This window comes from Streptomyces sp. NPDC048171 (genome assembly GCF_043202655.1).
Lineage (GTDB): Bacteria > Actinomycetota > Actinomycetes > Streptomycetales > Streptomycetaceae > Streptomyces.
The window spans coordinates 20,982-45,509 of sequence record NZ_JBIDAU010000013.1 but is presented as its reverse complement, the minus strand read 5'-3'; the positions used below and the strand labels follow the sequence as shown (position 1 = coordinate 45,509).

Annotated in this window: 29 protein-coding genes, 3 pseudogenes and 1 riboswitch; of the genes and pseudogenes, 16 read left to right on the top strand and 16 right to left on the bottom strand. The window is 70.4% G+C overall.

The annotated features are described in order from the left end of the window. Nucleotides 1-11: 11 nt before the first annotated feature. Together ACGF3J_RS32095 and ACGF3J_RS32090 are read right to left on the bottom strand one after the other, a co-directional pair. Entirely contained in the window at nt 12-266 is a 255-nt protein-coding gene (locus tag ACGF3J_RS32095; protein ID WP_393855390.1) for a hypothetical protein, read from the bottom strand. A gap of 691 nt (nt 267-957) precedes the next feature. Further along, nucleotides 958-1,158 (bottom strand): annotated as a pseudogene (locus ACGF3J_RS32090) (transposase); the annotation flags it as partial. Nucleotides 1,159-1,194: 36 nt separating this feature from the next. On the opposite strand from ACGF3J_RS32090, the gene ACGF3J_RS32085 reads away from it, so the two are divergent. After that, entirely contained in the window at nt 1,195-1,824 is a 630-nt protein-coding gene (locus ACGF3J_RS32085; protein ID WP_030565738.1) for a class I SAM-dependent methyltransferase, read from the top strand. Between the two features lie 376 nt (nt 1,825-2,200). On the opposite strand, the gene ACGF3J_RS32080 is transcribed toward ACGF3J_RS32085, so the two are convergent. Further along, on the bottom strand, nt 2,201-2,638 hold the full coding sequence (locus tag ACGF3J_RS32080) for a hypothetical protein (RefSeq protein WP_393855389.1): 438 nt from the start codon (nt 2,636-2,638) through the stop codon (nt 2,201-2,203). A gap of 208 nt (nt 2,639-2,846) precedes the next feature. Beyond that, a complete protein-coding gene (locus tag ACGF3J_RS32075) occupies nt 2,847-3,323 on the bottom strand; it encodes a hypothetical protein (RefSeq protein ID WP_393855388.1) in 477 nt (158 codons plus the stop codon). Nucleotides 3,324-3,367: 44 nt separating this feature from the next. On the opposite strand from ACGF3J_RS32075, the pseudogene ACGF3J_RS32070 reads away from it, so the two are divergent. The 10 genes and pseudogenes from ACGF3J_RS32070 to ACGF3J_RS32025 form a co-directional block, all read left to right on the top strand. Further along, nucleotides 3,368-3,556: pseudogene (locus tag ACGF3J_RS32070) on the top strand (IS5/IS1182 family transposase); the annotation flags it as partial. A gap of 256 nt (nt 3,557-3,812) precedes the next feature. Next, nucleotides 3,813-3,977: riboswitch (cobalamin riboswitch) on the top strand. Nucleotides 3,978-4,119: 142 nt separating this feature from the next. Beyond that, a complete protein-coding gene (locus ACGF3J_RS32065; protein WP_393855387.1) occupies nt 4,120-5,043 on the top strand; it encodes a hypothetical protein in 924 nt (307 codons plus the stop codon). Continuing rightward, a complete protein-coding gene (locus tag ACGF3J_RS32060) occupies nt 5,040-6,062 on the top strand; it encodes a cysteine synthase family protein (RefSeq protein WP_161328572.1) in 1,023 nt (340 codons plus the stop codon). The genes ACGF3J_RS32065 and ACGF3J_RS32060 overlap by 4 nt, the downstream gene beginning before the upstream one ends. Then, nucleotides 6,059-7,300 carry an ATP-grasp domain-containing protein gene (locus ACGF3J_RS32055; RefSeq protein ID WP_161328571.1) on the top strand — a complete coding sequence of 414 codons (1,242 nt, stop codon included), beginning with the start codon at nt 6,059-6,061 and terminating at the stop codon, nt 7,298-7,300. The genes ACGF3J_RS32060 and ACGF3J_RS32055 overlap by 4 nt, the downstream gene beginning before the upstream one ends. Next, nucleotides 7,293-8,582: an MFS transporter gene (locus tag ACGF3J_RS32050; RefSeq protein ID WP_393855386.1), complete on the top strand. Its 1,290-nt coding sequence runs from the start codon at nt 7,293-7,295 to the stop codon at nt 8,580-8,582. Before ACGF3J_RS32055 ends, ACGF3J_RS32050 begins: the two co-directional genes overlap by 8 nt. After that, nucleotides 8,551-9,300: a class I SAM-dependent methyltransferase gene (locus tag ACGF3J_RS32045; protein ID WP_393855385.1), complete on the top strand. Its 750-nt coding sequence runs from the start codon at nt 8,551-8,553 to the stop codon at nt 9,298-9,300. The genes ACGF3J_RS32050 and ACGF3J_RS32045 overlap by 32 nt, the downstream gene beginning before the upstream one ends. Nucleotides 9,301-9,384: 84 nt before the next feature. Beyond that, on the top strand, nt 9,385-9,555 hold the full coding sequence (gene rpmF / locus ACGF3J_RS32040) for a 50S ribosomal protein L32 (RefSeq protein ID WP_007387878.1): 171 nt from the start codon (nt 9,385-9,387) through the stop codon (nt 9,553-9,555). 7 nt (nt 9,556-9,562) lie between these two features. Beyond that, a complete protein-coding gene (locus ACGF3J_RS32035; RefSeq protein WP_393855384.1) occupies nt 9,563-10,750 on the top strand; it encodes a GTP-binding protein in 1,188 nt (395 codons plus the stop codon). A 74-nt stretch (nt 10,751-10,824) separates the two neighbouring features. After that, entirely contained in the window at nt 10,825-11,328 is a 504-nt protein-coding gene (locus tag ACGF3J_RS32030) for a hypothetical protein (RefSeq protein ID WP_393855383.1), read from the top strand. A 15-nt stretch (nt 11,329-11,343) separates the two neighbouring features. Beyond that, nucleotides 11,344-11,490 carry a hypothetical protein gene (locus ACGF3J_RS32025; RefSeq protein WP_393855382.1) on the top strand — a complete coding sequence of 49 codons (147 nt, stop codon included), beginning with the start codon at nt 11,344-11,346 and terminating at the stop codon, nt 11,488-11,490. A 91-nt stretch (nt 11,491-11,581) separates the two neighbouring features. Here the strand turns inward: ACGF3J_RS32025 and rpsN are convergent, their stop codons facing one another. After that, nucleotides 11,582-11,887, bottom strand: a complete 306-nt coding sequence (gene rpsN / locus ACGF3J_RS32020) for a 30S ribosomal protein S14 (protein WP_393855381.1) — start codon at nt 11,885-11,887, stop codon at nt 11,582-11,584. After that, a complete protein-coding gene (gene rpmB / locus ACGF3J_RS32015) occupies nt 11,887-12,123 on the bottom strand; it encodes a 50S ribosomal protein L28 (RefSeq protein ID WP_073731825.1) in 237 nt (78 codons plus the stop codon). Before rpmB ends, rpsN begins: the two co-directional genes overlap by 1 nt. Before the next feature lie 130 nt (nt 12,124-12,253). On the opposite strand from rpmB, the gene ACGF3J_RS32010 reads away from it, so the two are divergent. From ACGF3J_RS32010 to rpsR, 3 genes are read left to right on the top strand one after another with little or no spacing between them, the layout of a single operon-like run. Next, a complete protein-coding gene (locus ACGF3J_RS32010) occupies nt 12,254-12,508 on the top strand; it encodes a type B 50S ribosomal protein L31 (RefSeq protein WP_393855380.1) in 255 nt (84 codons plus the stop codon). Next, entirely contained in the window at nt 12,508-13,665 is a 1,158-nt protein-coding gene (locus ACGF3J_RS32005) for a CobW family GTP-binding protein (protein WP_393855379.1), read from the top strand. Before ACGF3J_RS32010 ends, ACGF3J_RS32005 begins: the two co-directional genes overlap by 1 nt. 34 nt (nt 13,666-13,699) lie before the next feature. Then, complete coding sequence (gene rpsR / locus ACGF3J_RS32000; RefSeq protein WP_161327486.1) at nt 13,700-13,936, top strand: 30S ribosomal protein S18; 237 nt, start codon at nt 13,700-13,702, stop codon at nt 13,934-13,936. Nucleotides 13,937-14,028: 92 nt separating this feature from the next. Here rpsR and ACGF3J_RS31995 read toward each other — a convergent pair whose 3' ends face one another. The 6 genes and pseudogenes from ACGF3J_RS31995 to aztB all read right to left on the bottom strand — a co-directional run bounded on the left by ACGF3J_RS31995 (nt 14,029) and on the right by aztB (nt 19,721). After that, nucleotides 14,029-14,193 carry a hypothetical protein gene (locus ACGF3J_RS31995; protein ID WP_393855521.1) on the bottom strand — a complete coding sequence of 55 codons (165 nt, stop codon included), beginning with the start codon at nt 14,191-14,193 and terminating at the stop codon, nt 14,029-14,031. A 156-nt stretch (nt 14,194-14,349) separates the two neighbouring features. Continuing rightward, nucleotides 14,350-15,185: pseudogene (locus ACGF3J_RS31990) on the bottom strand (chorismate-binding protein); the annotation flags it as partial. Between the two features lie 138 nt (nt 15,186-15,323). Further along, nucleotides 15,324-16,526, bottom strand: coding sequence for a zinc metallochaperone AztD (gene aztD / locus ACGF3J_RS31985; RefSeq protein ID WP_393855378.1), 1,203 nt, complete (start codon nt 16,524-16,526; stop codon nt 15,324-15,326). A 90-nt stretch (nt 16,527-16,616) separates the two neighbouring features. Further along, nucleotides 16,617-17,579, bottom strand: a complete 963-nt coding sequence (gene aztC, locus ACGF3J_RS31980; protein WP_393855377.1) for a zinc ABC transporter substrate-binding protein AztC — start codon at nt 17,577-17,579, stop codon at nt 16,617-16,619. Then, nucleotides 17,576-18,814, bottom strand: a complete 1,239-nt coding sequence (locus ACGF3J_RS31975) for a hypothetical protein (protein ID WP_393855376.1) — start codon at nt 18,812-18,814, stop codon at nt 17,576-17,578. Before ACGF3J_RS31975 ends, aztC begins: the two co-directional genes overlap by 4 nt. A 10-nt stretch (nt 18,815-18,824) precedes the next feature. Continuing rightward, the gene (aztB, locus tag ACGF3J_RS31970) at nt 18,825-19,721 is read right to left on the bottom strand and encodes a zinc ABC transporter permease AztB (RefSeq protein ID WP_393855375.1); all 897 of its coding nucleotides are present in this window, start codon (nt 19,719-19,721) and stop codon (nt 18,825-18,827) included. Between the two features lie 23 nt (nt 19,722-19,744). Here aztB and aztA point away from each other — a divergent pair, with 23 nt between their 5' ends. Then, entirely contained in the window at nt 19,745-20,479 is a 735-nt protein-coding gene (gene aztA, locus ACGF3J_RS31965; RefSeq protein ID WP_393855374.1) for a zinc ABC transporter ATP-binding protein AztA, read from the top strand. A gap of 311 nt (nt 20,480-20,790) precedes the next feature. After that, nucleotides 20,791-20,916 (top strand): hypothetical protein, encoded by a 126-nt coding sequence (locus tag ACGF3J_RS31960; protein WP_393855373.1) that lies wholly within the window; start codon nt 20,791-20,793, stop codon nt 20,914-20,916. A 30-nt stretch (nt 20,917-20,946) separates the two neighbouring features. On the opposite strand, the gene ACGF3J_RS31955 is transcribed toward ACGF3J_RS31960, so the two are convergent. The 4 genes from ACGF3J_RS31955 to ACGF3J_RS31940 are packed head-to-tail and all read right to left on the bottom strand — an operon-like array spanning nt 20,947 to nt 24,486. After that, nucleotides 20,947-21,960 (bottom strand): pyridoxal-phosphate dependent enzyme, encoded by a 1,014-nt coding sequence (locus tag ACGF3J_RS31955; RefSeq protein ID WP_393855372.1) that lies wholly within the window; start codon nt 21,958-21,960, stop codon nt 20,947-20,949. Next, the gene (locus ACGF3J_RS31950) at nt 21,918-22,931 is read right to left on the bottom strand and encodes a GHMP kinase (RefSeq protein WP_393855371.1); all 1,014 of its coding nucleotides are present in this window, start codon (nt 22,929-22,931) and stop codon (nt 21,918-21,920) included. The genes ACGF3J_RS31955 and ACGF3J_RS31950 overlap by 43 nt, the downstream gene beginning before the upstream one ends. Further along, nucleotides 22,928-23,737, bottom strand: a complete 810-nt coding sequence (locus tag ACGF3J_RS31945) for a Rossmann-like domain-containing protein (protein ID WP_393855370.1) — start codon at nt 23,735-23,737, stop codon at nt 22,928-22,930. Before ACGF3J_RS31945 ends, ACGF3J_RS31950 begins: the two co-directional genes overlap by 4 nt. Further along, the gene (locus ACGF3J_RS31940) at nt 23,734-24,486 is read right to left on the bottom strand and encodes a methyltransferase (protein WP_393855369.1); all 753 of its coding nucleotides are present in this window, start codon (nt 24,484-24,486) and stop codon (nt 23,734-23,736) included. The genes ACGF3J_RS31945 and ACGF3J_RS31940 overlap by 4 nt, the downstream gene beginning before the upstream one ends. Between the last annotated feature and the right edge of the window lie 42 nt (nt 24,487-24,528).

The window sequence follows — 24,528 nt, the reverse complement described above, 5'->3', positions numbered from 1 at the left end:
CAGAGCCTGTTTCAGGTAATTCCGCGACCGTCTTCTGCCCCAGCTCCCGGCGCGCTTCCGCGACAGACGGCGCCGCGCTTCTTCTCCGCATAGATCTGCGTGAGGCCATCGAAGGCGTCATCCTGCGTGCCGAACCCGCCCTCCTCGACCTGCTTCCCCAGACCGCTGCGGAAACGGATCGTGTATGGGTGCGGGCATCGCGTCGGCCTGGCACAGCCGCAGCCCTTGGAGAACGACTCCATACCGCAGGCGAGTTGACGAGCCACGCGACGCACCTTCTGCACCCAGGCCCCGGCCGCGGCATCACCAGGTCAGCAACCCAGGACGCCCTCGCACCCGATGCTGACCAATTGCTGACCTGAGCGGCCCTACTATGCCTCTGACCTGCACAAACGCCCAGATGCTAGATCTTGGACTTGAACATGGTACGGAACATGGAGTGGCTCCCGAATCATCTGCTCCCTGCCTGTCTGATACAGGTCAAGGGCGGCCTTCACTTTACAGCGGACATCCGCTTGGACTTGAGGACTGTGAGGAACGGCGCTTCAGTCCGACGGCAAGACTCCCTACCTGTGTGCCGATGCCGGCGCCTCCAGCCCTTGTCATCCGTGCGGCAGGTCCCCGGACCGGACCACACCCGCGCGCCCAGAGGTGGCTCAGTCTCTCCCTCGTATGCCAAGTGGAGTGCACGTCGTGCCCGGGTCGTCAGAAGGGTGCTCAACCTCGGCTTGTGAAATGGCCGTTGCCGACCGTTCCGGCATGATGGCTCGTATGACGGGTGGGTTGGATGTGCACGCGGCCGTGGCCAAGTTCGACAGGGGCTCCGTAACGGAGGCCGAGTCGGCCGCCGAGGACGAGCAGAAGCAGGTGCTGGCCCGGTTTCCGCTGGAGGAGTGGGCGGAGCTGCCGCTGGAACGCTACGCCCTCGGGCAGGGAGAGCCGCCCGGGGCGGGGCCGACGGGCGAACCGCTCGTGGACGGTCTGCCACGGCCCGAACCGGTCGGGAAGATCCCGCCACGGAGCGGTCCGCAGCCGCCACAGCACCCCGTTGACCACCTGCCGGTGATCACGCCACGGACGGCCCCGTCCGTCCACCTGAGGCAATAGGGGCTCTATCCGCCTCCATGCCGCATCCGTCAACTCGCCTCGACCTGCCACAAGATCAATTATCAGCCCGGCTATAGAGTCCTGCCCGTGGCGAATCATCAGGACGAGACCAGGACGGCCTACGACGGTGTCGTCGAGCTGTACGCATCGCTGTTCGCAAACCGGCTGGAAACACAGCCTTTCTCCCGGGCCATGATCGGCACCTTCGCCGAACTGGTGCGCGCGACGGGCAACCTGCGGACAGCGGACGTCGGGTGCGGGCCCGGACATCTGACAGCCATGCTGCACGAACTCGGCCTGGACGCCTTCGGACTAGACCTTGCCCCCGGCATGGTCGACCACGCCCGGCAGGCCCATCCGGCGCTGCGCTTCCAAGAGGCGCGGATGGAATCCCTGCCGATCGAGGACGCCGCGCTCGGCGGTGTGCTGGCCCACTACTCAATGATTCACACCCCTCCGGGGGAACTACCGGAGCTGCTCGCCGAACAGGTACGCGTCCTGGCACCGAACGGTCTGCTCCTGGTCTCCTTCTTCGGGACCGACGGACAAGTACCGGTCCGGTTCGACCACAAGGTGGCGCCCGCCTACAGCTGGCCGGTGGATCGCCTCGCCGAACTGCTGGGCGATGCTGGGCTCGATCCCTTCGCCCGGCTGCTCCACGATCCATCCTCTGATCGGGGCTTCCTCGACACCCATCTACTGGCCCGCCGTTCGTAGCCACTGCCCAGTCCCCCCAGCCGATCGGCGCACTCCGGATTGCCAGCTCAGCCGAATCTCGCTGATCAGACCGGAATTGTCAGACACCCCCTAGTGCACCCGGGCACCGCTACTTACTGGGTTGGGCCGGGCAAACCATCGGCAAGTCGCTCCCAAGGGCGGGTTCGCGAACGCGGCTCGGGCAAACCTCCATGGAGCTCCTGCGAGATGACCTGCCGGACCACGGCATGCGACGTGAAGCAGATCTCCAGCTTGCTTGCGCCTTATCTTCGTACAGGGTTTTCCCTCCTGACTACCTGACCACCCCTCACGATCCGCAGGGGGCGGGCACCCAGCCAGTACCGCCTTTCCGCGCGCAGGTCGAGTCAGTAGTCAGTCACCTGTAGCCTGGGCAACTGCCGCACCGCAGCGTGCCGTTGATGGTGCTTAAATCATCACCACAGACACCGCAAACGACTGCCCCTTCAATGGCCGCCCGTGACTGTGCACCAATACGGTCGCCCTGAAAACCGATGACCTCGTGTACCGCGGAAAGCCCCTCAATGGGGCCGTCGTAGGACCACTCCGCCCGTCGCATCCCATCGGGGTGCTCTTCGATGATTTGCCGAGCGGTAATGTGCTGCCCTCGCGCCTCGACGTCGACACCCTTGATCGATATGGTCGCCCGCTTGACCCCGGGCTTGAATAGGTGTCGGATCAGCAGAGCGAAGACAATGCACAACGTGGCCACGATGGCAACAATGGCCACATAGTTGCCCACGAGCACCAGTAGAAAGCCCTTGACCGATTCAACGTTGCCCCCGTCCAGAATCACGTCACGACTGGTACCGAAATCTACGCCTGCCAGCGTGTAAACGGCTAGAGCGGGCAAAGCGATTCCGACCTGAACGTGTATTCGGGGGCCCACATCCACCCATCTCGACACCTCGGTTGAGCGACGGCACAAGCTGCTCGTCATGCAGCCGCCACACCTGCCTCGGTTGAGGGACATCCCGTAAACGATCTCCGACATCGGCGGTGTGCTACCCCATGACCGCGCGGGCCGCGTCCAGAAATGCCAGCCGGTTGTCCTCCAAGTAGTCACGCACGCTTTCACCGTCGGGCAGGCCCTCCCACACCGTCCGGTTGAGGTCGAGGAAGTGCGCGCGTGCCGCGTCGTGCACGGGTAGGGGGAACTGGATGCGGATGAGACGCTCCGTGACCCAGAGCCTGTTCATGACGTCCTGGGTCGCGAGGAACCAGTCGTCGGTGTCCGCCCACTCGGAGGGCCTGCTGAAGGCGAAGCGTTCGGCTTCGGCCCCCACCTCGATGAACCGCTCCAGCAGTGCCAGCCGTTCCCCGCGCCGGGCCTCCGACAGGGCGGTCCTCTGCCGTTGCTGTTCAGCGCGTTCCGCCGAGAGTTGGGTTCTGTGCTGGACGAGGTAGGACAGCGAGCCGCCGAGGGCGACGCCGCCGAGCGATATGAGTGAAACCCAGACCTGACCTGACATGGCGGTCATCGTGCCATGCGGTCGCCCCCTGGGACGATCTTGCTGCGGTTTGTGTGATCACGGTGCCCCAGCCGCCCTGGACAGCCACGTTCACCGGGCTGAGCTCACGTCAGTTCGGCAAGCTGATCACCGCTGTGGGGCGAAGGCGGGGATCCCGTACGAAGGGCCGGCCGAGGAGCAGGAGCCTGCCGCTGGAGGAACGGATTCTGCTGGTTGTCGCGTACTGGCGCACAAACCTCACCCCGTGCAGGAACTCCCGGGCACGGGCCACCACGGCGGCGGTGTGCATGTGTCGTGGGGCAACGGGTCTGGCTGTTGGGGCAGCGCTCCCCGGAGTCGTTATCCGGCCACAGCCGCCACCACAGCCGCACAGGGGGACACTTTTCGTCCCGCCCTCCACATTCAAGACAACCGTCGAAGCCGCACTGTCGCAGGCGTAGGAGCGCCCCTACGCTGATGAACGCAGTCGGTTCGCGCCTCCCGCCCGTTCGGGCGCCCGGTGGCGCGACGCAAGAGGGAACCCGGTGCGAATCCGGGGCTGTCCCGCAGCGGTGAGTGGGAACGGAAGCCGTCGATGTCACTGGGCCCGTCAGGGCCGGGGAAGAGACGGCCGGTAGGTGTCCGCCCTTCCGGTGGACGTGCCCGCGAGTCCGAAGACCTGCCACTGCGCCCGCGTCCCGCGCGGGCTGTGCACGTGACCTCGTGGACTGGGTCGGCGGTATGGGCGGTCGTACGTCGTGCGTCGTACGGGTGGCCGCGCCTCCTTCCCCGTCGGCGTTCAAGGCCCGGTGCGGAGGAGGATGGTGTGCGGGACCCAGCCGGTTCGCGTCTGCCGTACCGACCCCGGGAGCCGGACGTGGACGGCGGCACGGTGTCCGGTGTCTGCCAGGGCACTCTGGGTGAGCTGTACCAAGGGCCGTCGCGAGTCGGCGCCGATCCCGGGATCGCGGTGGTGTCCTTTCCCGTGGACCGCCACTCGTGGGTCTATTTCACTCCGCGGACGGCGGCCGGTCCCCCGCCGCACGCACCGCCGCTCGGGAAGAAGTCGGCGGAAGCGGCCCGGCTCTTCCTGGACCACTACGGCCTCACTCTGCCCCCCGGTGACTGGCACACCCACTCCGAACTGCCGGTGGGCGTGGGTATGGCCAGTTCGACGGCGGACATCGTGGCGACCCTGCGCTGCCTGTTCCGCGTCTTCTCCCTGCCGTACGACACGGAGGTGATCCGCGGCGTCCTGGCGCGGATCGAGCGCTCCGACAGCGTCTTCCTCGACGAGTTCGCCCTGTACCTCAGCGGCCGGCACCGGGTGGTGCGGCGGCTGGGACCCGATGTCGGCTTCCACACCGCCTACGTCACGGAACCCGGCACGGTGGACACCGCCGCCGTCACTCCTCTGCTACTGGACCACTACCGGCGCCGCGGCGAGGAGTACCAGCGGTGTCTGACCGATCTGGTGAAGGGCTTCGACTCGGGTGACCCGGCCGCCGTCGCCCGTGCCGCGACGGTCAGCGCCGCGTTGTCCCAGGAGGTGCTGCCCAAGGCCACCTTCGGCAGCCTGCAAGCCCATCGTGAGCGGTTCGGCGCCGACGGCGTCTTCGTCGCCCACACCGGCTGCCTGGCCGGCTATCTCTTCGCCTCGCGCCCAGGCGCCCAGGTCAAGTCCGACCTCTCCGCGTTCTTCCGCTCGATCGGCCACCAGTGCACCTTCGCCCAAGGAGGCTACGGGTGATCCACCCCCACATCGCCGACGCCCTGAAAGCCCCGGACCTAGTACGGCTCAGCGACGGGCTGGTCCTGCTGCGGTTCGAGTCGATGAAGATCTACTCGGCTCTGGCCGCCGTCCGCCATCTGCTGGAGCGGGGCACCGTCCGCCCGGGGCAGACCCTGATCGACAGCTCCAGCGGCATCTACGCCTACGCCCTCGCCCTGGCCTGCCACCGGTACGGCATGCGGTGCCACATCGTCGCGTCCACCACCGTCGACGCCACCACCCTCGCCCAACTGGAGGTCCTCGGCAGCACCGTGGAACAGGTCAGACCGTCGCGGAACCTCAAGCTCGACCAGGAACTGAGGGTGCGACGGGTGCGCGAGATCCTCGCCGAGCGTCCAGGTCACCACTGGATGCGTCAGTACCACGACGACGTCCACTACCTCGGCTACCAGGAGGTCGCCGACCGGATCGCGGCGGAGTTCCCGGACACGCCGCTGACCGTGGTCGGCGGTGTGGGCTCCGGAGCCTCGACCGGCGGCATCGTCGAGCGCCTGCGCGGCTCGAACCCCTCGGTGCGTCTGGTCGGTGTCCAGCCCTTCGGGAGCGTCACCTTCGGCAGCCAGGACCATCACGATCCCGAGGCGATCATCGCCGGCATCGGCTCGTCCATCGCCTTCGACAACGTCCGGCACCATCTCTACGACACCGTGCACTGGCTGGACTTCACCCACGCCATGTCCGGTGCCGTCGCCCTGCTGCGCGAGCACGCGGTGTTCGCCGGGCTGTCCACCGGTGCCGGCTACCTCACGGCGACGTACGAGAGCCGCCGTCATCCCGACCGGCTGCACCTGGTGATCGGGGCCGACACCGGACACCGGTACGTGGAGCGCGTCTTCGCCAGGCACTCCGAGGCTCTGGAACCGGCTGCGCTGAAACCCGTCGAGGTCCGCAGTCCGGAGGAGATGGCCATGCCCTGGTCGAGGATGACGTGGCAGCGCACCGGCTGCCCGGCCGACCGGAAGGAGCGTGCCGCATGACCGTGGCCTGCCTGGAGTCACTGACCTTCGGCCTCGGCCATCTGGTCCGCGCCGCCGACCGGCTCGGTGAGCGCCTGGTGCTCCTCACCCGGGATCCCGCCTACTACGCCTACGAACTGGACCGGCTGCCCGCCGGCGCCCTCGAAGTCGTCGTGACCGACACCTTCGACGTGGAGCGGGTCGCCGCTCTGCTCCACCGCACCCCTCGGCTGGGCGGTCTGATCAGTTCGACCGACACCTGGACCCTGAGCGGCGCCGCTCTCGCCGAACGCCTCGCTCTGCCCGGTCTCGACCCCGCCGTACTGCGGCTGACCCGGGACAAGGCCGCCGTACGCAACAGGCTGCACGATGCGGGTCTCACCCGGGCGAGGGCCGTCGAGAGCGCCGACCCGGACCGCGAGGCTCGCGGGCTGCTGCTCAAGGAGGCGGGGCTGCCGCTCGTCCTCAAGGACACCGCGGGCACCGGGAGCCAGAACGTGTGGCTGGTGCGCGACGAGGGCGAACTCGACGCGGCGCTGGCGCAGGCGTCCGGGCGGGAGCTGAAGGGACGCCTGTTCGCGGAGCCCTATTTCAGCGGCCCCGTGTACAGCGCCGAGACGCTCACCTGGGCGGGCCGGACCCGGCTGCTGGGGGTGTCCAGCCGGCTGATGTCGCCGGAGCCGCACTTCCGGGAGGAGATCACCGCCTTCCCGGTCGCCTTTCCCGCGCCGCAGGCGGCGTCTCTGGAGCGTTGGCTCGACCGGGTCCTCGAAGCCATCGGCTACACCGACCGCTTCGCACACGTGGAGTTCGTGCTGACCGCCGACGGCCCGGAAGTGGTGGAGGTCAACCCCAGGATCGGAGGCGCGCTGGTCGGAGAAGGCCTGTGCCGGAGCCTCGGCGTGAACGTGTACGAGGCGATGGTCGAGGCAGCGCTCGGCCGCCGCCCCGGTCTCATGGACGTGGACCTTCCCGGCGGTCCGGCCGTCGCCTTCGTCCTCGGCTACCCGGCCGTTCCCGGCGTGTTCACCGGTGTCGCCGGGCTGGACCGGCTCACCGGCATGCCGGGGGATCCCGCCTGGTACCCGACCAAGCAGGCCGGCGACCTCATCGAGCACCTGGGCGACAGCCGGGGATACGCGGGCATCGTGTACGCGGAGGCGGAGACCGCCGAACTCGCCACCCACCGCGCCGTGGCCGCCGCCAACGCCCTGCGGGTACGCACCGTCCCGGCCGGCCGGGACGCGCCCGGTGGGTGAGCGCACCGCCCGGGGACCCGGCCCGCGCGCCTCGCTGTTCCCGCTCACCGGTCCGCTGCGGTTCCTCTTGCTCAGCTCGTTCCTCATTCCGCTCGGCAGCTTCATGGTCCTGCCGTTCATGTCAGTGTTCCTCCACGAGCGGCTCGGGATGGGGCTGGGCACGGTCGGCCTCGTCCTGGCCGCGGCGTCGCTCGTACAGTTCTCCGGCGGCATCGTCGGCGGAGCCCTCTCGGACCGGATCGGGCTGCGCCGCACGATGGTGTGGGCACTCGTCGTACGCACCGCCGGTTTCGCCGGGCTCCTGGCGGCCCTGCGCTGGCCGCCCCTCGCGATCTGGGCGCTGGTGCTGACGTGCTGCGGTGCCGCGCTGTACCTGCCCGCGAACAAGGCGTACCTGGTGCACGGTGTCGAGGACGAGCGCCGCCCGGCCTTCCTGGCGGCGGGCAACGCGGCGCTCAACGCCGGGATGGCGGTCGGCCCGCTCATCGCCGGACCGTTCGTCCTGTCGTCGCCCGGCTGGCTGTTCGCGGCCGTCACGGCGCTGTTCCTCGCGGTCACGGCGGGGCACGCGCGGCTGCCGGGGAGCGACGGCGCGGACGGCGGGGGCCAAACCGCGTCGCGGGGGACGGCTTCCCCGGGGCTCCTGGCCGGATTGGCACTCCTGCCGTTCGCCGCCAACGCGCTGGCCTTCTACCTCTACTTCCACTTCCAGCACTTCCTGGCGGTGTACGCCGTCGAGCGTGCCTCCGGCACGTTCTACAGCATGGTGCTGCTGCTCTGCTTCACGCTGGTCATCGTCGTCCAGCCGCTCGCGTCGGACCTGATCCGGCGCATGCCGTACGCCCTCGCCCTCGCTGTCGGGTTCACGGGCCTGGCCGCGGGCATGGCCGTGCTGGCGGCCGGCACCCGGGCGGCGCTGCTGGCGGGCGGCGCGCTGATCACCCTCGGGGACATCGTGCTGTTCCTCAAGAACGACCTGGAGGCACTGCGCCGCAGTCCGCGCTCCGACGCAGTGGTCTTCGGCCAACAGCGGCTGGCGGCGGGCCTGGGCGCCTGCGCGAGCGGCGTGCTGGGCGGGCAGGCGTACGGCTTCGGCGAACGGGCGGGACACACCGGCTGGTTCTGGCTGCTGGCAGCCGCCCAGTGTCTGCTCCTTCCCCCTCTGCTGCTCACGGTGCGCCACCGCGCGGCGCGCCGCCCTGTCCCCGACGACGACCATGAAGACGACCGTGAAGGAGCGCTGACGCACGATGGCACGCACCGGCGGATTCCAGGACGATGACTTCTGGACCGAGTTCCACGACTTCCTCTTCTCCGAGCAGCGCTACGAGCAGGCCGAGGAACTGCTCGACACCTCTCCCCTGCTCGCCCTCGCCGAGGGGGCACGTGTCCTGGACCTGTGCTGCGGGCCGGGGGTGTTCACCGTGCCGCTCGCCCGCCGGGGTCACCGGGTGACCGGAGTCGACCTGAGCCCGGCCATGCTGGACCGGGCGCGCAAGCGGTCGGCCGAGGCCGGTGCCGACGTGACGTACGTGCGGGCCGACGCACGCGAGTACAGCGAACCCGGCGGCTTCGATGTGGTCCTGAACATGTTCACCTCCTTCGGGTACTTCGAGGACCCCGCCGACAACGCGCGCGTGCTGCGCACCATGCACACCTGTCTGGCACCCGGAGGCATGCTCGTCCTGGACCTCGCCGGTAAGGAACTCCTGGCCCGCAGGGTCACCCCGCCCAAGGTGGTGCGGCGGGGCGAGGACGTGATGGTGCAGACCGACACCGTGCTCGACGAGTGGGCGCGGCTGCGCAGCGAGTGGGTGCTGGTCCGGGGCGAACGGGTGACGCGGGCGACCCTGACGTGGTTCGTGTACAGCGCGGTGGAGCTGCGGCGGATGGCCGAGGAGGCGGGGTTCGGCCGGGTGGAGGTCTTCGGCGGGTTCGACGGACGCCCCTACGACGAGGACGCCGAGCGGCTCGTCCTCAGGGCTGTCCGCGAAGCCTGAGGGACACGTGTGGGCCATGCGAGGTAATGACATCCATTTTCATGTAGTATCGCTCGCGCTCACCGATCAGACCCGGAGGTCCTCATGGCCGTGCCCAAGCGCAAGATGTCACGCAGCAACACCCGCCACCGCCGCGCGCAGTGGAAGGCCACGACGCCCCAGCTGGTCACGGTCACGGTGGACGGCGTGCCGTACCTCGTCCCCCAGCGCCTGGCCAAGGCGTACGAGCGCGGCCTCCTGCGCCCCGAGGGCTGATCCCCGGATGACGCACACCCCCTCGCCGCCACTTCCCGTCACCGTCCTGTCGGGATTCCTCGGTGCCGGCAAGACCACCCTGCTCAACCACGTCCTCACCAACCGCGAGGGCCTGCGCGTCGCCGTCATCGTCAACGACATGAGCGAGGTCAACATCGACGCCGCACTCGTGCGTGGCGGTGAGGCCGCCCTGTCGCGCACCGAGGAGCGCCTGGTCGAGATGACCAACGGGTGCATCTGCTGCACCCTGCGCGACGACCTCCTGGAAGAGGTGGACCGGCTGGCGCGCGAGGGGCGCTTCGACTACCTGCTCATCGAGTCCTCGGGCATCTCCGAACCCATGCCGGTGGCCGCCACCTTCTCCTTCGCCCGCGACGACGGCGCCACCCTCGGCGACCTGGCCCGCCTCGACACGATGGTCACCGTCGTCGACGCCGCCAACTTCCTCCCCGAACTGGCCACCGGCGACGAACTGACCGAGCGTGGCCTGGACCAGTACGAGGACGACGAACGCACGGTCAGCGACCTGCTGATGGACCAGGTCGAGTTCGCCGACGTCATCGTCCTCAACAAACTCGACCTCGTGGACTCGGCGTCGGCGGACCGGCTCCGGGCCACCCTGGCCCGCTTCAATCCGGCCGCCCACGTCGTGCCGGCGGTGCGGGGCCGCGTACCGGTCCGTGAAGTCCTGGGCACCAGCCGATTCGACCTGGAGCGCGCCCAGCAGGCTCCCGGGTGGGTCAGGGAACTCAACGGCGACCACGTCCCCGAGACGGAGGAGTACGGCATCTCCTCCACTGTCTTCCGCTCCTCCACGCTCTTCCATCCCGGCCGGCTGTGGACGTTCGTGACGGAGGCGCTGGACAGCGGGGCCTACGGTCAGGTCCTCCGGTCCAAGGGCTTCTTCACTCTCGCCGGCCGGCCCCACGTGACGGGACTGTGGTCGCAGGCCGGTTCGGTGGCACGCTTCGAACCCTCCTCCGCGCGTGACACCGACAGTCCCCACGCCCAGGAAATCGTCTTCATCGGAACCCATCTGGACAAGGAAGCGCTCGACGCGGCCCTGACCGGCTGCCTCATGCGGCAGGGCGAACCGCGGCCCGAATCCGATCCGTTCCCCGCCTGGGACACCTACGGTTTCGACGAGACCTGCGCACACGAGCACGACCCCCTCACCACCGTGACGGGGCTCTGAGACTCCGGGCCGGACGGTGGTCGCAGCCACGGCACCGTCCGGCCCGGTACACATCTGTGTCAGGGAGGCCGCTCATGGACAGGGAAAAGCCACTCCTGGGAACGGTGCAGGAGGCGCTCCTCATCCCGCTGTACGCCCGGTCCGTGGAGACCCGCACAGGGCAGGCGCCGCTACGGAACGCGCGCGCCGAAGAAATCGTCGCGTCCATCGACTACGACTTCGGACGCTTCGACGGTCTTCCGAGCCTCACCGGCGCGCTCCTGCGGACCCTGATCGCGTCCTCCGTTACCGACGAGGCGTGGGCCGCCGAGGTGACCTCGAGTACGGACGGGCCCTACCTGTTCCTCGCCGAGGCCGTACTTCCCTACCTGGACGAGGCCGATGTCCACCAGGTCGTCGATCTGCTCGCCGACCGCTTCCCCGGCGCCCTGCTCGCCCTCGACACCGCGGGGCCGGGATTCTTCGACAGCCAGGAGCAGCACGACGCGCTCAGCCGGGTCGAGGCACGAATGCACTGGTTCTGCCCCGACCTGCCGGACCAACTGGCCGACTGGCCGACTGGCCGACTGGCCGACTAGCGCCCATAGGCCGACATGGTGGCTTCGCACACCCTCACCAGCCTGCCCGTCGCTCTGCTCGAACAGTTGCCGCTCCCCTACCGGCAGATGGTGGCCGCGCTCTCCGCGCCGAAGCTCCCCCAGGCCGAGGGCTACCGGCTCGACCTCGTGCGCCTGCCCTGAGATCCGCGCACCCGTCTTCGGTGCCGTAGGCGCCGCCCGTGACCCCGCCGAGTCACGGTCGGCGCCTACGCTCCTCTTGCGGACGGCGACGTCACCAGGAGGACTTGGTGACCCCCGGCAGGAAGCCGGCGTGCGCCTGCTCGCGCAGATTGACCCGTGACAGGCCGAACTTCCGCAGGTGTCCGCGGGGCCTGCCGTCCACGCTGTCGCGGTTGCGCACACGCGTCGCGCTCGCGTCGCGGGGCTGGCGCCGGAGCTCGGCGACGGCCGCCTCGCGTTCGGCGTCGGTTGACGACGGCCGGCGGATGATGTCCTTCAACTCCTCACGGCGGGCCGCGTACCGCTCGACGACCGCCTTGCGCTTCTCGTTCTGCGCGATCTTGCTCTTCTTGGCCATCAGACCTTCCCCCCTCGGGCGCGAATACGGGCCACGGCGGCCTCGATGCCGATGCTGTCGACGGTCTTGACCGCCTTGGCGCTGAGCGTCAGCCGGACGTGCCGCCCCTCGCTGGGCAGCCAGTAGCGCTTGCGCTGGATGTTCGGGTCGAAGCGGCGCGAGGTGCGCCGGTGCGAGTGGGAGATGGTGTTGCCGAAGCCGGGCTTGGCGCCGGTCAGTTGGCAGTGGGCGGACAAGGTGCTGCTTCCTCTCGTCGGACGGCTACTTTTTGGTAATGGAAACCATTCCCATATACTACCTCCATGGCACGGGCCGAGTCCCACCCGCTGGCCATCCCCCCTCCGCCCCAGACACCGAGGAAGCGCCATGAAGCCCGGAATCCACCCCTCGTACGGCCCCGTCGTCTTCCGCGACCGCGCCGCGAACTACGCGTTCCTCACCCGTTCCACCATGACCAGTGAGAAGACCATCGACTGGGAGGACGGCAACACCTACCCGGTCGTCGACGTCGAGATCTCGAACGCCAGCCACCCCTTCTACACGGGCACCGCCCGCGTACTGGACACCGCCGGGCGGGTCGAGCGCTTCGAGCGCCGCTTCGGACGACGCGGAGCCAAGTGATGCGGGACGATGCCCGACTCCCCGTCGTCATGGTCGGCGGGCTGCACTCGGAGGCGCGCGGACAGGTCGTGGACCACCTTCTGCGCTCCGTCCCCGGAAGCGTCGCCCTGCACCACGACCTGTCCACGGCCGCGGAGCACGGCACCGTCCTGCGCCATGTGCGCGACGCCTCGGGCGAGGTCTCCCGCGGCGAGGCCCCGTTGGCGAACGACTGCGCGTGTTGCGCGCTGCGCGAGGATCTGGCTCCCGAACTGGAACGGCTCGCCGACGCCGGTCTGACCCGCCTGGCCGTCGTCGAGTTGTGGGACTCCGTCGAGCCCAGGGAGATGGCCGAGGTCGTCGTCCACCACGGCGGCGACGCGATGCGGCTCACCAACGTGATCACGGCGGTGGACCCGGCGCTCGTTCTCCCCTGCCTCGGCAACGGCGACGACCTGGCCGAGGTGGGTCTCGCGGCCGCCGCCGGCGACCAGCGCACCGTCGGTGACACCTGGGCCAGACAACTGGAGTACGCCCCCGTGCTCGCCGTCGTGGAGAGCCCTGACGCCGACGACGAGGATCGCGCCCTCCTCGCCCAGCTCCACCCCACCGCACACCAGGTCCGTGCGGACTCCCCGGAACTCGCGGAGCTGGCCTTCGCACGTTTCGACGCCGAGGCCGCCGCGGCAGCCCAGCACCCGGCCTGCGCCCTCCTTCCCCAGGAAACCGACGAAGCGGGCGTCACCACCTTCGTGTGGCGGCGCCACCGGCCGTTCCACCCCGAGCGCCTCTTCCAGGCGCTGGAGGATCTCTGCTGCGCCGCCGCCCGCAGCCGCGGACGGTTCTGGCTCGCCGACCGCCCCGACACCCTGCTGGCCTGGGACGCCGCCGGCGGAGCCCTGTGCGTCGAGAGCGCCGGACCGTGGCTCGCCTCTCTGCCCGACGCCGCCTGGGAGTTGGAGCCGCCCGTCCACCGGGCAGCAGCCGCTCTCGACTGGCACCCCGAGCACGGTGACCGCTGCCAGCACCTCGTCTTCACCTCACCCGGGCTCGACCACGACGGACTCGAGCGCGTCCTCGAGTCCTGCCTGCTCACCGACGCCGAGTACGCCGCGGGACCCGAGGGGTGGAAGCACCTCCCGGCAGCCTTCGCCCCCCTCCTCGACCCCGCCGTATGACACGGCCCGTCCACCCCGCACCGAAGGAGCACGCATGCCCTCCCGCCAAGGCCCCCGCAAGCCGCTGAAGTCCCGCCCCAACCCGCTCGACGCGGCTGGGATCACCTACATCGACTACAAGGACACCGACCTGCTGCGAAAGTTCATCTCCGACCGCGGAAAGATCCGCAGCCGTCGCGTCACCCGAGTCACGGCCCAGCAGCAGCGGCAGATCGCCAGGGCGATCAAGAACGCCCGGGAGATGGCCCTCCTTCCCTACTCGAGCCGATAAGAGCGTCCGTGGCGGCAGGAAACTGATAGATGAAATGCACCCCCGCTACCGGGGATGCATTCATTTTCGTCCGGGATCGGATCGAACAGGGCTCAGTGGTCGTCCCAGTGGCCGTCGTGTGCCGCGTGGCGATGACCGTCGTGCACGTAGTCCACGTAGTCCACGTGGTCGCCGTGCGGACGCGCCACGTGCCCGCAGCCCTCACCGTGCACATCCTCGTGTCCGGGATGCGGCTGATGCTGCACTGATGTTGTCACGCTACCCATCTCCACGCTTCGGAGCGCCGCCCCCCGAAGACGGCAGTACGGAATTCTCTTCCGATTTCCATCCCCACCGGAAAGACTGCCATGGAGGACACGCGCCGACAAACGGGCTACTCCGCCCATGCATTCGGTAACGGTTTTCACTGCGAATCAAGAGGGAATTCTCCGAACGATTCGACAACGGCATCGGCGCGCGGACCGCCGACGGGCGTCCACATGGCACCGTCGCCAGGTCTCCTCGATCTCCCGGTCCGGGCAGGACTGGACGGTGACTCCCGCGCCCGCGCGCAGCCAGGATTCGTCGCCGTCACCGATGAGGGTGCGCGGGACGAGGACCGCGTCCAGGGCTCCGGCGGTACTGCCCCGGAAGACCGCGCCGCCGTACAGGCCCCTGGGTCCGTCCTCGTGGCAGCCAGGGCGTGGAGGGCGTCGCGCTTGGAGACACCGGTGGCGGTGATCGCGGGGAAGAGAGAGGCGAAGGCGTCCCAGGGCCCGGCGTTCTCGCGGAGCCGGCCCGCCAACCGTGACGCCAGGTGCGGCACCGATCCGCTCGGCCGGACCGTCATGAACTCCTCGGCCACGACCGAGCCGGGCCGGCACACCGCCGCCATCTCCTTCCAGGCCAGGCGTACGGACACGGCCAGTTCCGCGCGGCGACGGTCGTTCTCCGCCGGGTCGAGGCCGTGCGCGCGGGTGCCGGCGAGGGGCTGGGTGCTGACCCGGCCGTTCTCCGCGACCTCCAGGACGCTTTCCGGGCTGAACCCGGCCGCCCGGTAGCCGCCGAGGTCCAGCAGGTAGGAGCGGGCTGGGGTGTTGGACCGGCGACCCGCGAGATGGGTCGCGGCGAAGTCGACAGCCGGTGCGGCGGGCAGGGGGACCTTCCGGGAGAACACGGCCCTCTCCAGGAGCCCGGCACGGATGTCCTCGATCGTGCGGGCGACCGCGCCGCCGTAGGCCGCGGTGCCCGCGGCGATGACGCGTTCGGCCGCCTCCCGTGTCGCTCCGTCCTGCAGGGGCTGTCGGCCGGGTCAGGGCGGGAGGTTGGCAGAACAGAACGCCCGCCGGAACACAGTCCGGCGGGCGTTCTCCCTCGGGCCCCTCAGGGAACCCCGGAACGGGACGCGTCAGTGACCGGCCACCGTCCCGGACAGTTCGTTGGTGCCCTTCGGCAGCGTCACGGACGTCACCTTCTCGCCCGAGTCCAGGTCGAAGGAGTGCAGTTGGCGCTTGCCCGGGTCGGAGACGTACGCCGTGTGGTCACGGACGAACAGGGTGGGCCTGGGCTGCTGCCAGTCCAGGGGCTCCGTCCAGTCGCCGACGGCGTCGATCTTCTTCTCGACCTTGCCGGTCTCCGGGTCGATGACGTGCAGAACGCCGTTGGTGCCGAGCACGAGGGCCTCACCGTGCGGGCCGCGGGCGAGGGAGCGGAAGGAGTAGCTGGTGCCGAGGTCGACCAGCTTCATCTTGGCGGTGCGGGTGTCGATCAGGGAGATGCGGGTCGGCCGCTCCAGCTCCGCGTCGGGGTCGGTCTTGTAGTCGCCCAGGAGGATCGGGGAGGCGTCGCTGCCGGCCTGGTTGCCGGTACGGGCGTAGTCACCCGGAGCGTCGACCTTGGTGAACTTGCCGTCCTTGTAGAGCAGGACGCCGTCCTCGCAGCCGAGTCCGACCACCTCGTCCTTGGCCGCGGCCTCGCCGTGCACGCCGGGGCAGTCCTCGGAGCGTGCGATCTCCTTGCCGTCCTTGTCCAGGACGAGGGCGCCGGTGCGCTTCTCCTCGGTGCCGAGGGTGGTGACGAGTTCGCCGTCGGCCAGTTCGATGGCCACGCCGTGGTGGGGCTCGGGGGAGGTGTAATTCCGGGTCTTCGGCTGCTTCCCGCCGGCCAGGTCGGCGGAGTCGAGGACGTTCACCTCGCCCGTGCCGTCGGTGAACAGCACCGTCTTGCCGCCGTGCCGCACGACGTGGCCCGGCTTGGCGCCCTTGAACTCGGCGTCGGTGAACTCCTGCCGGGCGGCGTCGAACACGCGGAAGCCGGTGTCGGTGGAGATGACGACGTGGTCCTCGTCGCCCGCCGGGTTGACCCGGTTGAAGCCGGGCAGCTCGATCGTCTTCGCCAGCTTCAGGGTCTCGCCGTCGAGGATGTAGAGCCCCCCGTCGTAGGAGGCGACGACCGGGTTCTTGACGGCAGCGGCCTCGCTGCTCTTCGTCTGCTTCTTCGGCTCGGCGTCGGACGAGGCGTCGCCGTTTCCGCCGCAGGCGCTCAGCGCCATGGCCGTCGCCAGGGCGAGTGCCGTGCCAGTGAGCCTTCTGGCGCGTGTCGACCTGTTCATCGTGTGTCTTTCCTCTCCGGCCCTCGGGGCGCGGGGTCGTGTGGTGGAACGGCCGGCGTGTTCGGTTCGCCGGGCCGCGGGGAGGCTTGATCAGGCGCCGGTGAGGCCCTCGGCCATGGCCGAGGTGTTGGCGCGCATCATCTCCAGGTAGGTGCCGGCGCCCTTGCCCTTCTCGGTCAGCGACTCGGAGTAGAGGGAGACGACGTCCACGTCGCCGCCCATCTCCTGGCGCAGGACCTCCGCGAGCTTGGTGGGCTGGGAGGAGTCGGCGAAGACGGTGCGCACACCGGCCCGCTCCATGGCCTGAGTGAGGGAGCGCAGGTCGGAGGAGCTGGGTGAGGCGAGGGTGGTGCCGCTGGGGATGACCGCGCCGATCACGCGGAAGCCGAAGCGGTCGGCGAGGTAGCCGAAGACGTGGTGATTGGTGACCAGGGCGCGCTGGCTCTCGGGTACGCCGGCGAAGGATTTCTCCATCCAGGTGGTGAGGTCGGCGAGTTGTCCGTCGTAACGTGCCGCGTTGTTCCGGACGGCCTTGTCGTCCACACCCTTGACGTGTTCGGTGACCTGGTCGGCGATCAGGCCGGCGGCCTTGCGTACTCGGTCGGGGTCGGTCCAGAAGTGCGGGTCGGGTTCGCCGGCCTCGTCCTCGGGGCCGCCGTCCTGCCCGGTGTGGAAGGTGAGGGGGTCGGCCGCCTCACCCGCCGCGAAGGTGGCCACGCCGGACTCACGTGCCGCCTCCACGAGCCGCAGTACGTTCTCCTCCAGGCCGAGCCCGTTGTAGACGACCAGGTCCGCGTTCTCCAGCTCGGCGGCCTGCACGGCCGACAGGCCGAAGGAGTGCGGGTCGGCGTTGGGCTTCATCAGGACGCTGACGTCCGCCTCGTCCCCGACGATCTCCCTGGTGATGTCGCCGAGGATGTTGGTGGTCACCACGACCCGGGGCCGTTCGTCGCCGCCGCCCGCGCAGCCGGTGGCCGTACCGGCGACGATGAAGAAGCTGATCAGCGTCACCAGCGCGGCACGGATCCGTGCCGCGCCCACACGCACACTCATCGGCCCGTCTCCACCATCAGGGACGGCCGGACGTCCAGGTCGAACGTGCGGGCCACCCGGAGGTCGTCGTTGTAGTCGATCTCGTACACGCGCTTGCCCCCGGGGTCGTTGAGGTAGGCGCGGCTGCGGTCCACCTCGATCACCGGCGTCGCGGTGCCCTCGGACTCCGCTTCGGGGACGTCCTTCAGCAGGGGTTCGGTGACCGTGGTCTCCTTGCCGGCGGATATGTCGTAGCCGTGCAGGGCACCGTCGGTCTCCAGGACCATCAGGGGCGCGCCCTCGCCGGCCGTGTTGGCGGCGACCACGGGACCGGTCTCCACCCGGGTCCAGGCACCCTCGGTGACGTCCAGGACCCAGACGGCGTCCTTGCCGGCGGGTGCCGTGAGCGTGCTGCTGCCCGGACGGTGCCGGAACTCGGCGGCACGCTCCGCCTTCGGCACATCCTTGCCATAGGGGATCTTCCGGGCGGTGAAGACGCCGTCGTCCTCGTGGACGAGCAGGGCGCCGTCGGCGCAGCCGAGGACGATACCGCGCCGGGTGACCGCGTCGCCGCGCGGCTCCTCGCACTCCGCCTCCGGGGTGGCGACACGCTTGCCGGACCGGTCGAGCACGGTGACCTCGGCAGGGCCGTCGCTCCCGCCGGTGAGGGCGACGAGGTGTTCGGCGTACGGCACGACGGGGCCCGCGTAGGTGTCCGGGAGCCGGGAGGGGGTGCCGAGGGCGCCCTTCTCCAGCTCGGCGCGGCGGTACACGCTCGCCTTCCCGTCGGCCGTGGTGACCACGGTGACGCCCGCGTCGCTGCGGACGCCCGTGCCGGTGCCGCCCGGGAGCTCGCCGGCCTCCTGGATCTTCGCGCGGTAGTAGTGCACGTGGTCGCCGTGGTCGACCATCCACGCGCCGCTGTCAAGGACTTGGGTGCCGTCGGTGCCGTGGAAGTAGCCGAAGCGGCCGTCCGTGGTGAGGGCGGTGACGCCGGCTCTGCGGGCGGTGTCGTGGACCTTTCCGGTGATCAGGTCCAGTACCCGGGTGTCACCACTGCCGGGGTCGCCGAGCAGGAGCCGGGACTGCTGCTCGGCGGCCTCGGTGGCGCCTTCCACGTAGCCGTGCGGGGTGGCGGAGGAAGCGGGGTTCTCGGAGCCGGACTCGGCATCGTCCTGGCCTCCGCATCCGGCGGTCAGGAGGGCCACGGCCGCCAGCGCCGGGGCCAGCGATGTGACGTTTCTTCGGACGAACAACGAGATCGCCTCAGGTTTCGTTCGGTCGGGGGGTGGTGGCGCCCGGGGCCGAGGCGGCCGCCCGGGCGGGGACTCCGGCCGGGCGCGCACGGCGGCGGTGCCGGAGGCCGGACGCCAGGTGGGACAGGAAGAAGAGGCCGACCGCGAGGGCCGAGACGGTCGCCCCGGCCGCGGTGCTCAAGTGCCAGGAAAGGAGCAGGCCGCCGAAGGTGGCGGCGGCGCCGAGGACCGCGGCCAGGACCATGACCCCGCTCACGCTGCGCGCCCAGGGCAGGGCAGCCGCCGGTGGGGCGATGAGCAGGCCCAGGACGAGCAGCGTCCCCACGATGTGGAAGGAAGCGACGATGGCCAGGGCCAGCAGCCCCAGCAGCACGGCGTGCGCGAGCCGCGGGCGCAGACCCAGCGTCCTGGCCTTGCGCTCGTCGAACGCCAGCGCCAGGAAGGCCCGGTGCCCGAGCACCGAGACGCCCAGCGCCAGCAGCAGGGCCGCACCGAGGAGGGTCAGGTCGCTCTCGCGCACGGCCAGGACGTCACCGAAGAGGAAACCAGTGAGGTCCACCGCGAAGGACTGCGAGCGGGACACGATGATGACGCCGAGCGACAGCATCCCGACGAACAGCAGGCCGATGCCGGTGTCCTGGGACAGCCTCGGAGTACGGCCGAGGGCTGTGACGCCCGCGGTCATCACGGCCGCGCTCACCACCGCCCCCACCAGCAGGTTGCCCCCGAGCAGCGAGGCGACCGCGACGCCGGGAAGCAGTCCGTGGGACATGGCGTCGCCGAGGAAGGCCATCCCCCTCAGTACCACCCACGTCCCGGCGAGGGCGCAGATCGCCGACACCAGGATCCCGGCCCACAGGGCCCGCTGCACAAAGGCCACCTCGAAGGGGGCCGTCAACCACTCCATACGATGACCCTACAATGACAACCATGTTCAATAACAACCCTCCGTCAGCGCCGGACGACGAACCGAGGAACGAGCGCGTCCGGTTCCACGGGCTGAACGCCGGCTATCCGGGCCGTCCCGTACTCCATCAACTCAGCGCGGGCATACCGGCTTTGGCCATGACCGCGCTCGTCGGACCGAACGGAAGCGGGAAGTCCACGCTGCTGGGCGTGCTGGCCGGAGTGATCACCGCCACATCCGGACAGCTCCGGTACGCGGAGGGCTCGCCACCGGCCTTCGTCCCGCAGCGCGGCGCCGTCGGCGACACGCTCCCCCTCACGGCGCGGCAGACGGTGGAGATGGGCCGCTGGGGCGAGCGGGGACCGTGGCGGCGGCTGACCCGGCAGGACCGGGCCGCGGTCGACCACGCCATGGAACGGCTCGGCGTCACCGGCCTCGGGGCCCGCCAGCTCGGCGAGTTGTCGGGCGGCCAGCGCCAGCGCGTCCTGATCGCGCAGGGCCTCGCCCAGCAGTCCGACCTGCTGCTCCTGGACGAGCCGACCACCGGCCTCGACCCCGAGGCACGGGAGAGGATCACGGCCCTGCTGACCGCTCTGGTCGCCGACGGCACGACCGTCGTCCAGGCCACGCACGACCTCGAGGCCGCCCGTTCCGCCGACGCCTGCCTGCTCCTCAGCGACGGACGACTGGTCTCGGACGGCCCGCCCGCGGAGGTACTCACCCCTCAGGCGCTCTCCAGGATCTGGCAACCGGCGTGAAGCCCCGGCCTGGCCGCGTGGCGGTCGGCGTGTGCGGATCACCGCGGCCTCACTGTGCTGGGCGGGCCGCCACCGCGCGGAGGGTGCCGAACGGTGAAGCGAGTGACGTGAGCGATCAGAAGTACGCCGGCGGTCGGGGCGGGCTCGCCGACGCCTGCGCCTCACCGCTCGGGCAGGCGTGAACGTCCTGCTCGGCGGCTTCGCGCTCCTCACGATCGTCACGGTCGCCGGGGTCCTCGGCCCGATGCTCGCGCTCGGCCTCTACACGCCTCCAGGTCCGCGGCGTACGGGCACCGGAGACCGACTCCTGGGTGACGGTGACCGGCGTCTGGCACCCCAGCGGCCGGCTCGGCTCGGCGGCCGCCTGGCCCCCGGTGCTGGATGCCACGGACGCCCGGCCGATCGCCGAGCCGGCGGACCCCTACGAGGAGCGTTGAGGCCCGCCGCCGGGGTGGAGTGTGCAGGCCCTACCCGAGGACCGCTTCGACCGGTGCGGACGACCCGTTCCAGTCCATGCGTGACCACGGGAGCGCCAGTGCGTCCGTGCCGCGGACCTGTCGTGGGGCCAGGTCCTCGATCCGGGACGCCTCCCCGTGTCTGGCGAACACGGTGTCGACGTAGCGGTGTCCGGTGTCGGCGGCGATGAACAGTGCGGTGCGGCCGGGCTCTTCGCGCCGCTCCCACCGGGCGGCGAGGTAGGCGGCGCCGGTGGACAGGCCGGCGAAGACGGCGTGCCGCCGCAGCAGGTCGACGCTGCCTGCGAGGGCGCCGTCGAAGGCGAGCCAGTGCAGGGTGTCGTAGAGATCGTGCCGCACGTTGCCGAAGGGGATGGAGCTGCCGATGCCGGCGATGATGATCTCCGGGTCGGCGACGTGTTCGCTGCCGAAGGTGACGCTGCCGTAGGGCTGGACGCCGACGAGCCGCACGTCCACTGAGTGCTTGTCCAGGTAGTGGGCGAGGGCGCCGGTGGAGGCGCCCGAACCCACGCCGCCGACCAGGGTGAGAGGGCCGCCACCGGTCTGGGCGTGTATCTGTTCGGCGACGGCTTCGTAGCCGAGGTAGTGGATGTCGTCGTGGTACTGGCGCATCCAGTGGTAGTCCGGATGGGCGCGGAGGATCTCCTGGACGCGGGCGACCCGGCGGCTCTGGTCGAGCTTGAGGTCGCTGCTGGGCGGCATCTGCTCCAGGTGGGCGCCGAGTACGTCGAGTTGGGTGCGCAGGGTGTGGTCGACGGTGGTGGAGCCGACGATGTGACAGCGCATGCCGTAGCGGTGGCAGGCGAGGGCGAGGGCGTAGGCGTAGATGCCGCTGGAGCTGTCGATGAGGGTGTCGCCGCGCCGTACGGCTCCGGTGTCGAGCAGGTGGCGTACGGCGGCCAGGGCGGAGACGACCTTCATCGTCTCGAACCGCAGGCAGACGAGTCCGTCGTCGAGACGTATCAGGTCCGGGCGGCCGACGGCTTCAGAGATGTGGTCGTCCACGGGGGAACTCCAAGGTGGTCGGGGGACGCGAAGGTGGTGAAGGTGCGGGTCGGCGTGACGCCTTCGCGGGCCAGGGCGCGGCGGCAGCGCCGCAGCCCGCCGTCGAGGCCGGGTGCACGGGGATCGAAGAGGATGCCTGCGACGTTGCCGCTGTGCGCGATCTGCACGCCGACGGCGCCGGTGCTGTCGGCGATGCCCTTGAGGGCCGGGAACTCCCGCTGACCGAGAACCCGTTGACGCAGCCGCGCGCTCGCCGTACTCACCCGGCCGAGCAAAGCGGTGTCGGCGTCGGCCACCGCCGTGCGCAGCATGCGGCGCAGGTGCGCGTAGGCGGCGATGTCCCCGTCCTCGACGAGCGCTGTCAGGGACAGCGTGTCGACGGGTTCGCTCCCGCCCAGCGCGCAGCCGACGACCACCGCGGGCGGCAGGGCGGAGCCGAGGACCTCCAGGACCCGCCCCTCCCGCTGCGCGAAGAGCAGCGGACGAGGGCCGTACATCAGCGGGTCGCTGGCCTCCTCGGCGCGCACCGCGAGCCGGGCGACGGTCTCCGGCCGCAGCCGCAGTCCCCAGGAGTCGGCGACCGCCCGCACCGTGGCGATGACGTCGCTGGTGGACGAACCCATGCCGAGCCCGACCGGCAGGTCGCCGGTGAGCGTCAGTTCTCCGCCGCACGGGTCCTGACCGCGTAGGGCGGCGCACTCGCGCAGCGCGAGGACGGCGGCCTTGCGCGCCTTCGTACGGCTGTCCGGCGTCACCGTCACCTCGTCGGGCGGGCTGCCGGGCCTGCGGACGAAGCGGGCCGTGCTGCCCGGTCTGTCCATCGGGAGGGTGACGAGCCCGTGGCAGAGGTGGCGGTTCCCGTCGTGGAAGTAGCCCTGGAGGATCTCACCGTGGTGGCAGGGGGCCCGCCCGTCACCGGTGGTGCGGTGCGGGTCCCCGCCGGGTGCCGTCGGACGGGTGGCGTCCGTCACGCGGCGCCCGCCGCCCGGTAGCGGTACAGGGTCGTGGGCTCCGCGCTGAACTGGGAGAAGGGGAACGGTTCCGCGGACAGGGCGGTCACACCCGACCCCAGGAAGGCGCGTGCCACCGCGCTGCCGGTCTGGGCGTACACCACCAGGGGCACCCCGCGCTCGCGGCAGCGCGACAGGACGGTGTCGAAGCTGCCGTTGCTCAGGGTCATGCCGGTGGCCACCACGGCGTCGGCGGTGTCGAGGACCTCGTGCATGTCGTCGGTCACCGGATCGCCCCACTGGGTGGTGCGGAGGTTGAAGTCGCAGAGCAGGGGGTCACCGCCACGCTCGCGGATGGCCGCGACGAGCGGGTTGACCACCCCGATCAGGCCGACCTTCGCACCGGCCCCGATGTCCAGGAGCCCGGCGATCGCCGCGTCCCGGGCCAGCGCGCGGGTCTCGGGCGTTCCGGCGGGCAGCGTGACGGGCTCGGCCTCCGTCGCCTCCCGGTGCGGGCGTGCCGCGCTGAGGCAGGCGTCCAGCGCGGCGATCCGCAACGGCCTCGGGGCCTCGCGCAGCAGAGTGTCGACGGGGGATCCGGAGGCGTCCCGGCATATGGAGGCGTCGACCTCGCCGGCCTCGAAGGCGCAGGCGCCGAAGGAGCCGCCCAGGCGGACCAGGACGTACTGGTTGAGGTAGGTGGTGTTCCCGCCAGCCAGTCGCGTCCCGTGGTGCACCCAGAAGACGCTGGTGGCCACCAGGTCGGCGGGGCGGGGGCCGTGGTCGCCGGCCAGTACGCCGGCCAGGAGTTCGTCGGTGTTCTTCATCGCGGGCCTCCGGTGCGGGGCGTCTCGTGGGTGATGCGGAAGAGGAAGGTGAGCACGCCGTCCTGCCAGTCGTGGAGGTGGGCGATCCGGGGGCTGAGTCCGTGGTCCAGGGCGTACTGGACGAGGGCGCGCAGGTCGGCGGTGTTGGAGGCGATGACGTAGATCTCGCCGGCGGGGGCGAGCAGGTCCTTCTCCGCGATCTGCGCGAAGAACTTCGCCAGGAGCGGCGCGCCCACGCAGACGTTGCGTACGACGTCCGGGTCGTCGCTGACGGTCTGGCTGACGGCCGGTGGGTTGAAGGTGACGACGTCGAGGCGCGCACCCTCCGGGAGCGCGTCGAAGACGTCACTCACCGCGGGGAGGAACGAAGTGCCCGCGCGTTCGCCGACCAGGCGCCGGTAGTGGCGGGCGGTGGCGGCCACGCTCTGCGGATGGACGTCGAGTGCGTGGATCTCCCTGGCACCCCGCAGCCCTGCCGCCACGGCCTCGACGCCGAGACCGGCGCCCATGGCCGCGTAGCTGAGTCCGCGGGTCTCGATGCGGCCGTCGAGCAGCCGTTCGTGGATCATGCGGCTGGTCCAGCCGGGTGTGAAGACGCCGGGCGGGACGTCGAAGGTCCAGTCGTTCCACTCGTAGGAACGGGTGGTGTGCAGGTCGGCCTTGGGCTGGTTGAGCGTGATGATCTGGTCGGCGGGCAGGGGTGGGGGCAGCTGCTCGAGCAGAGCGGAGCCGGTCGCGTCAGGGTTCATGGGGGTCCTTCCGTGGAGACTTGGGTGGGGCGACGGGTGCGT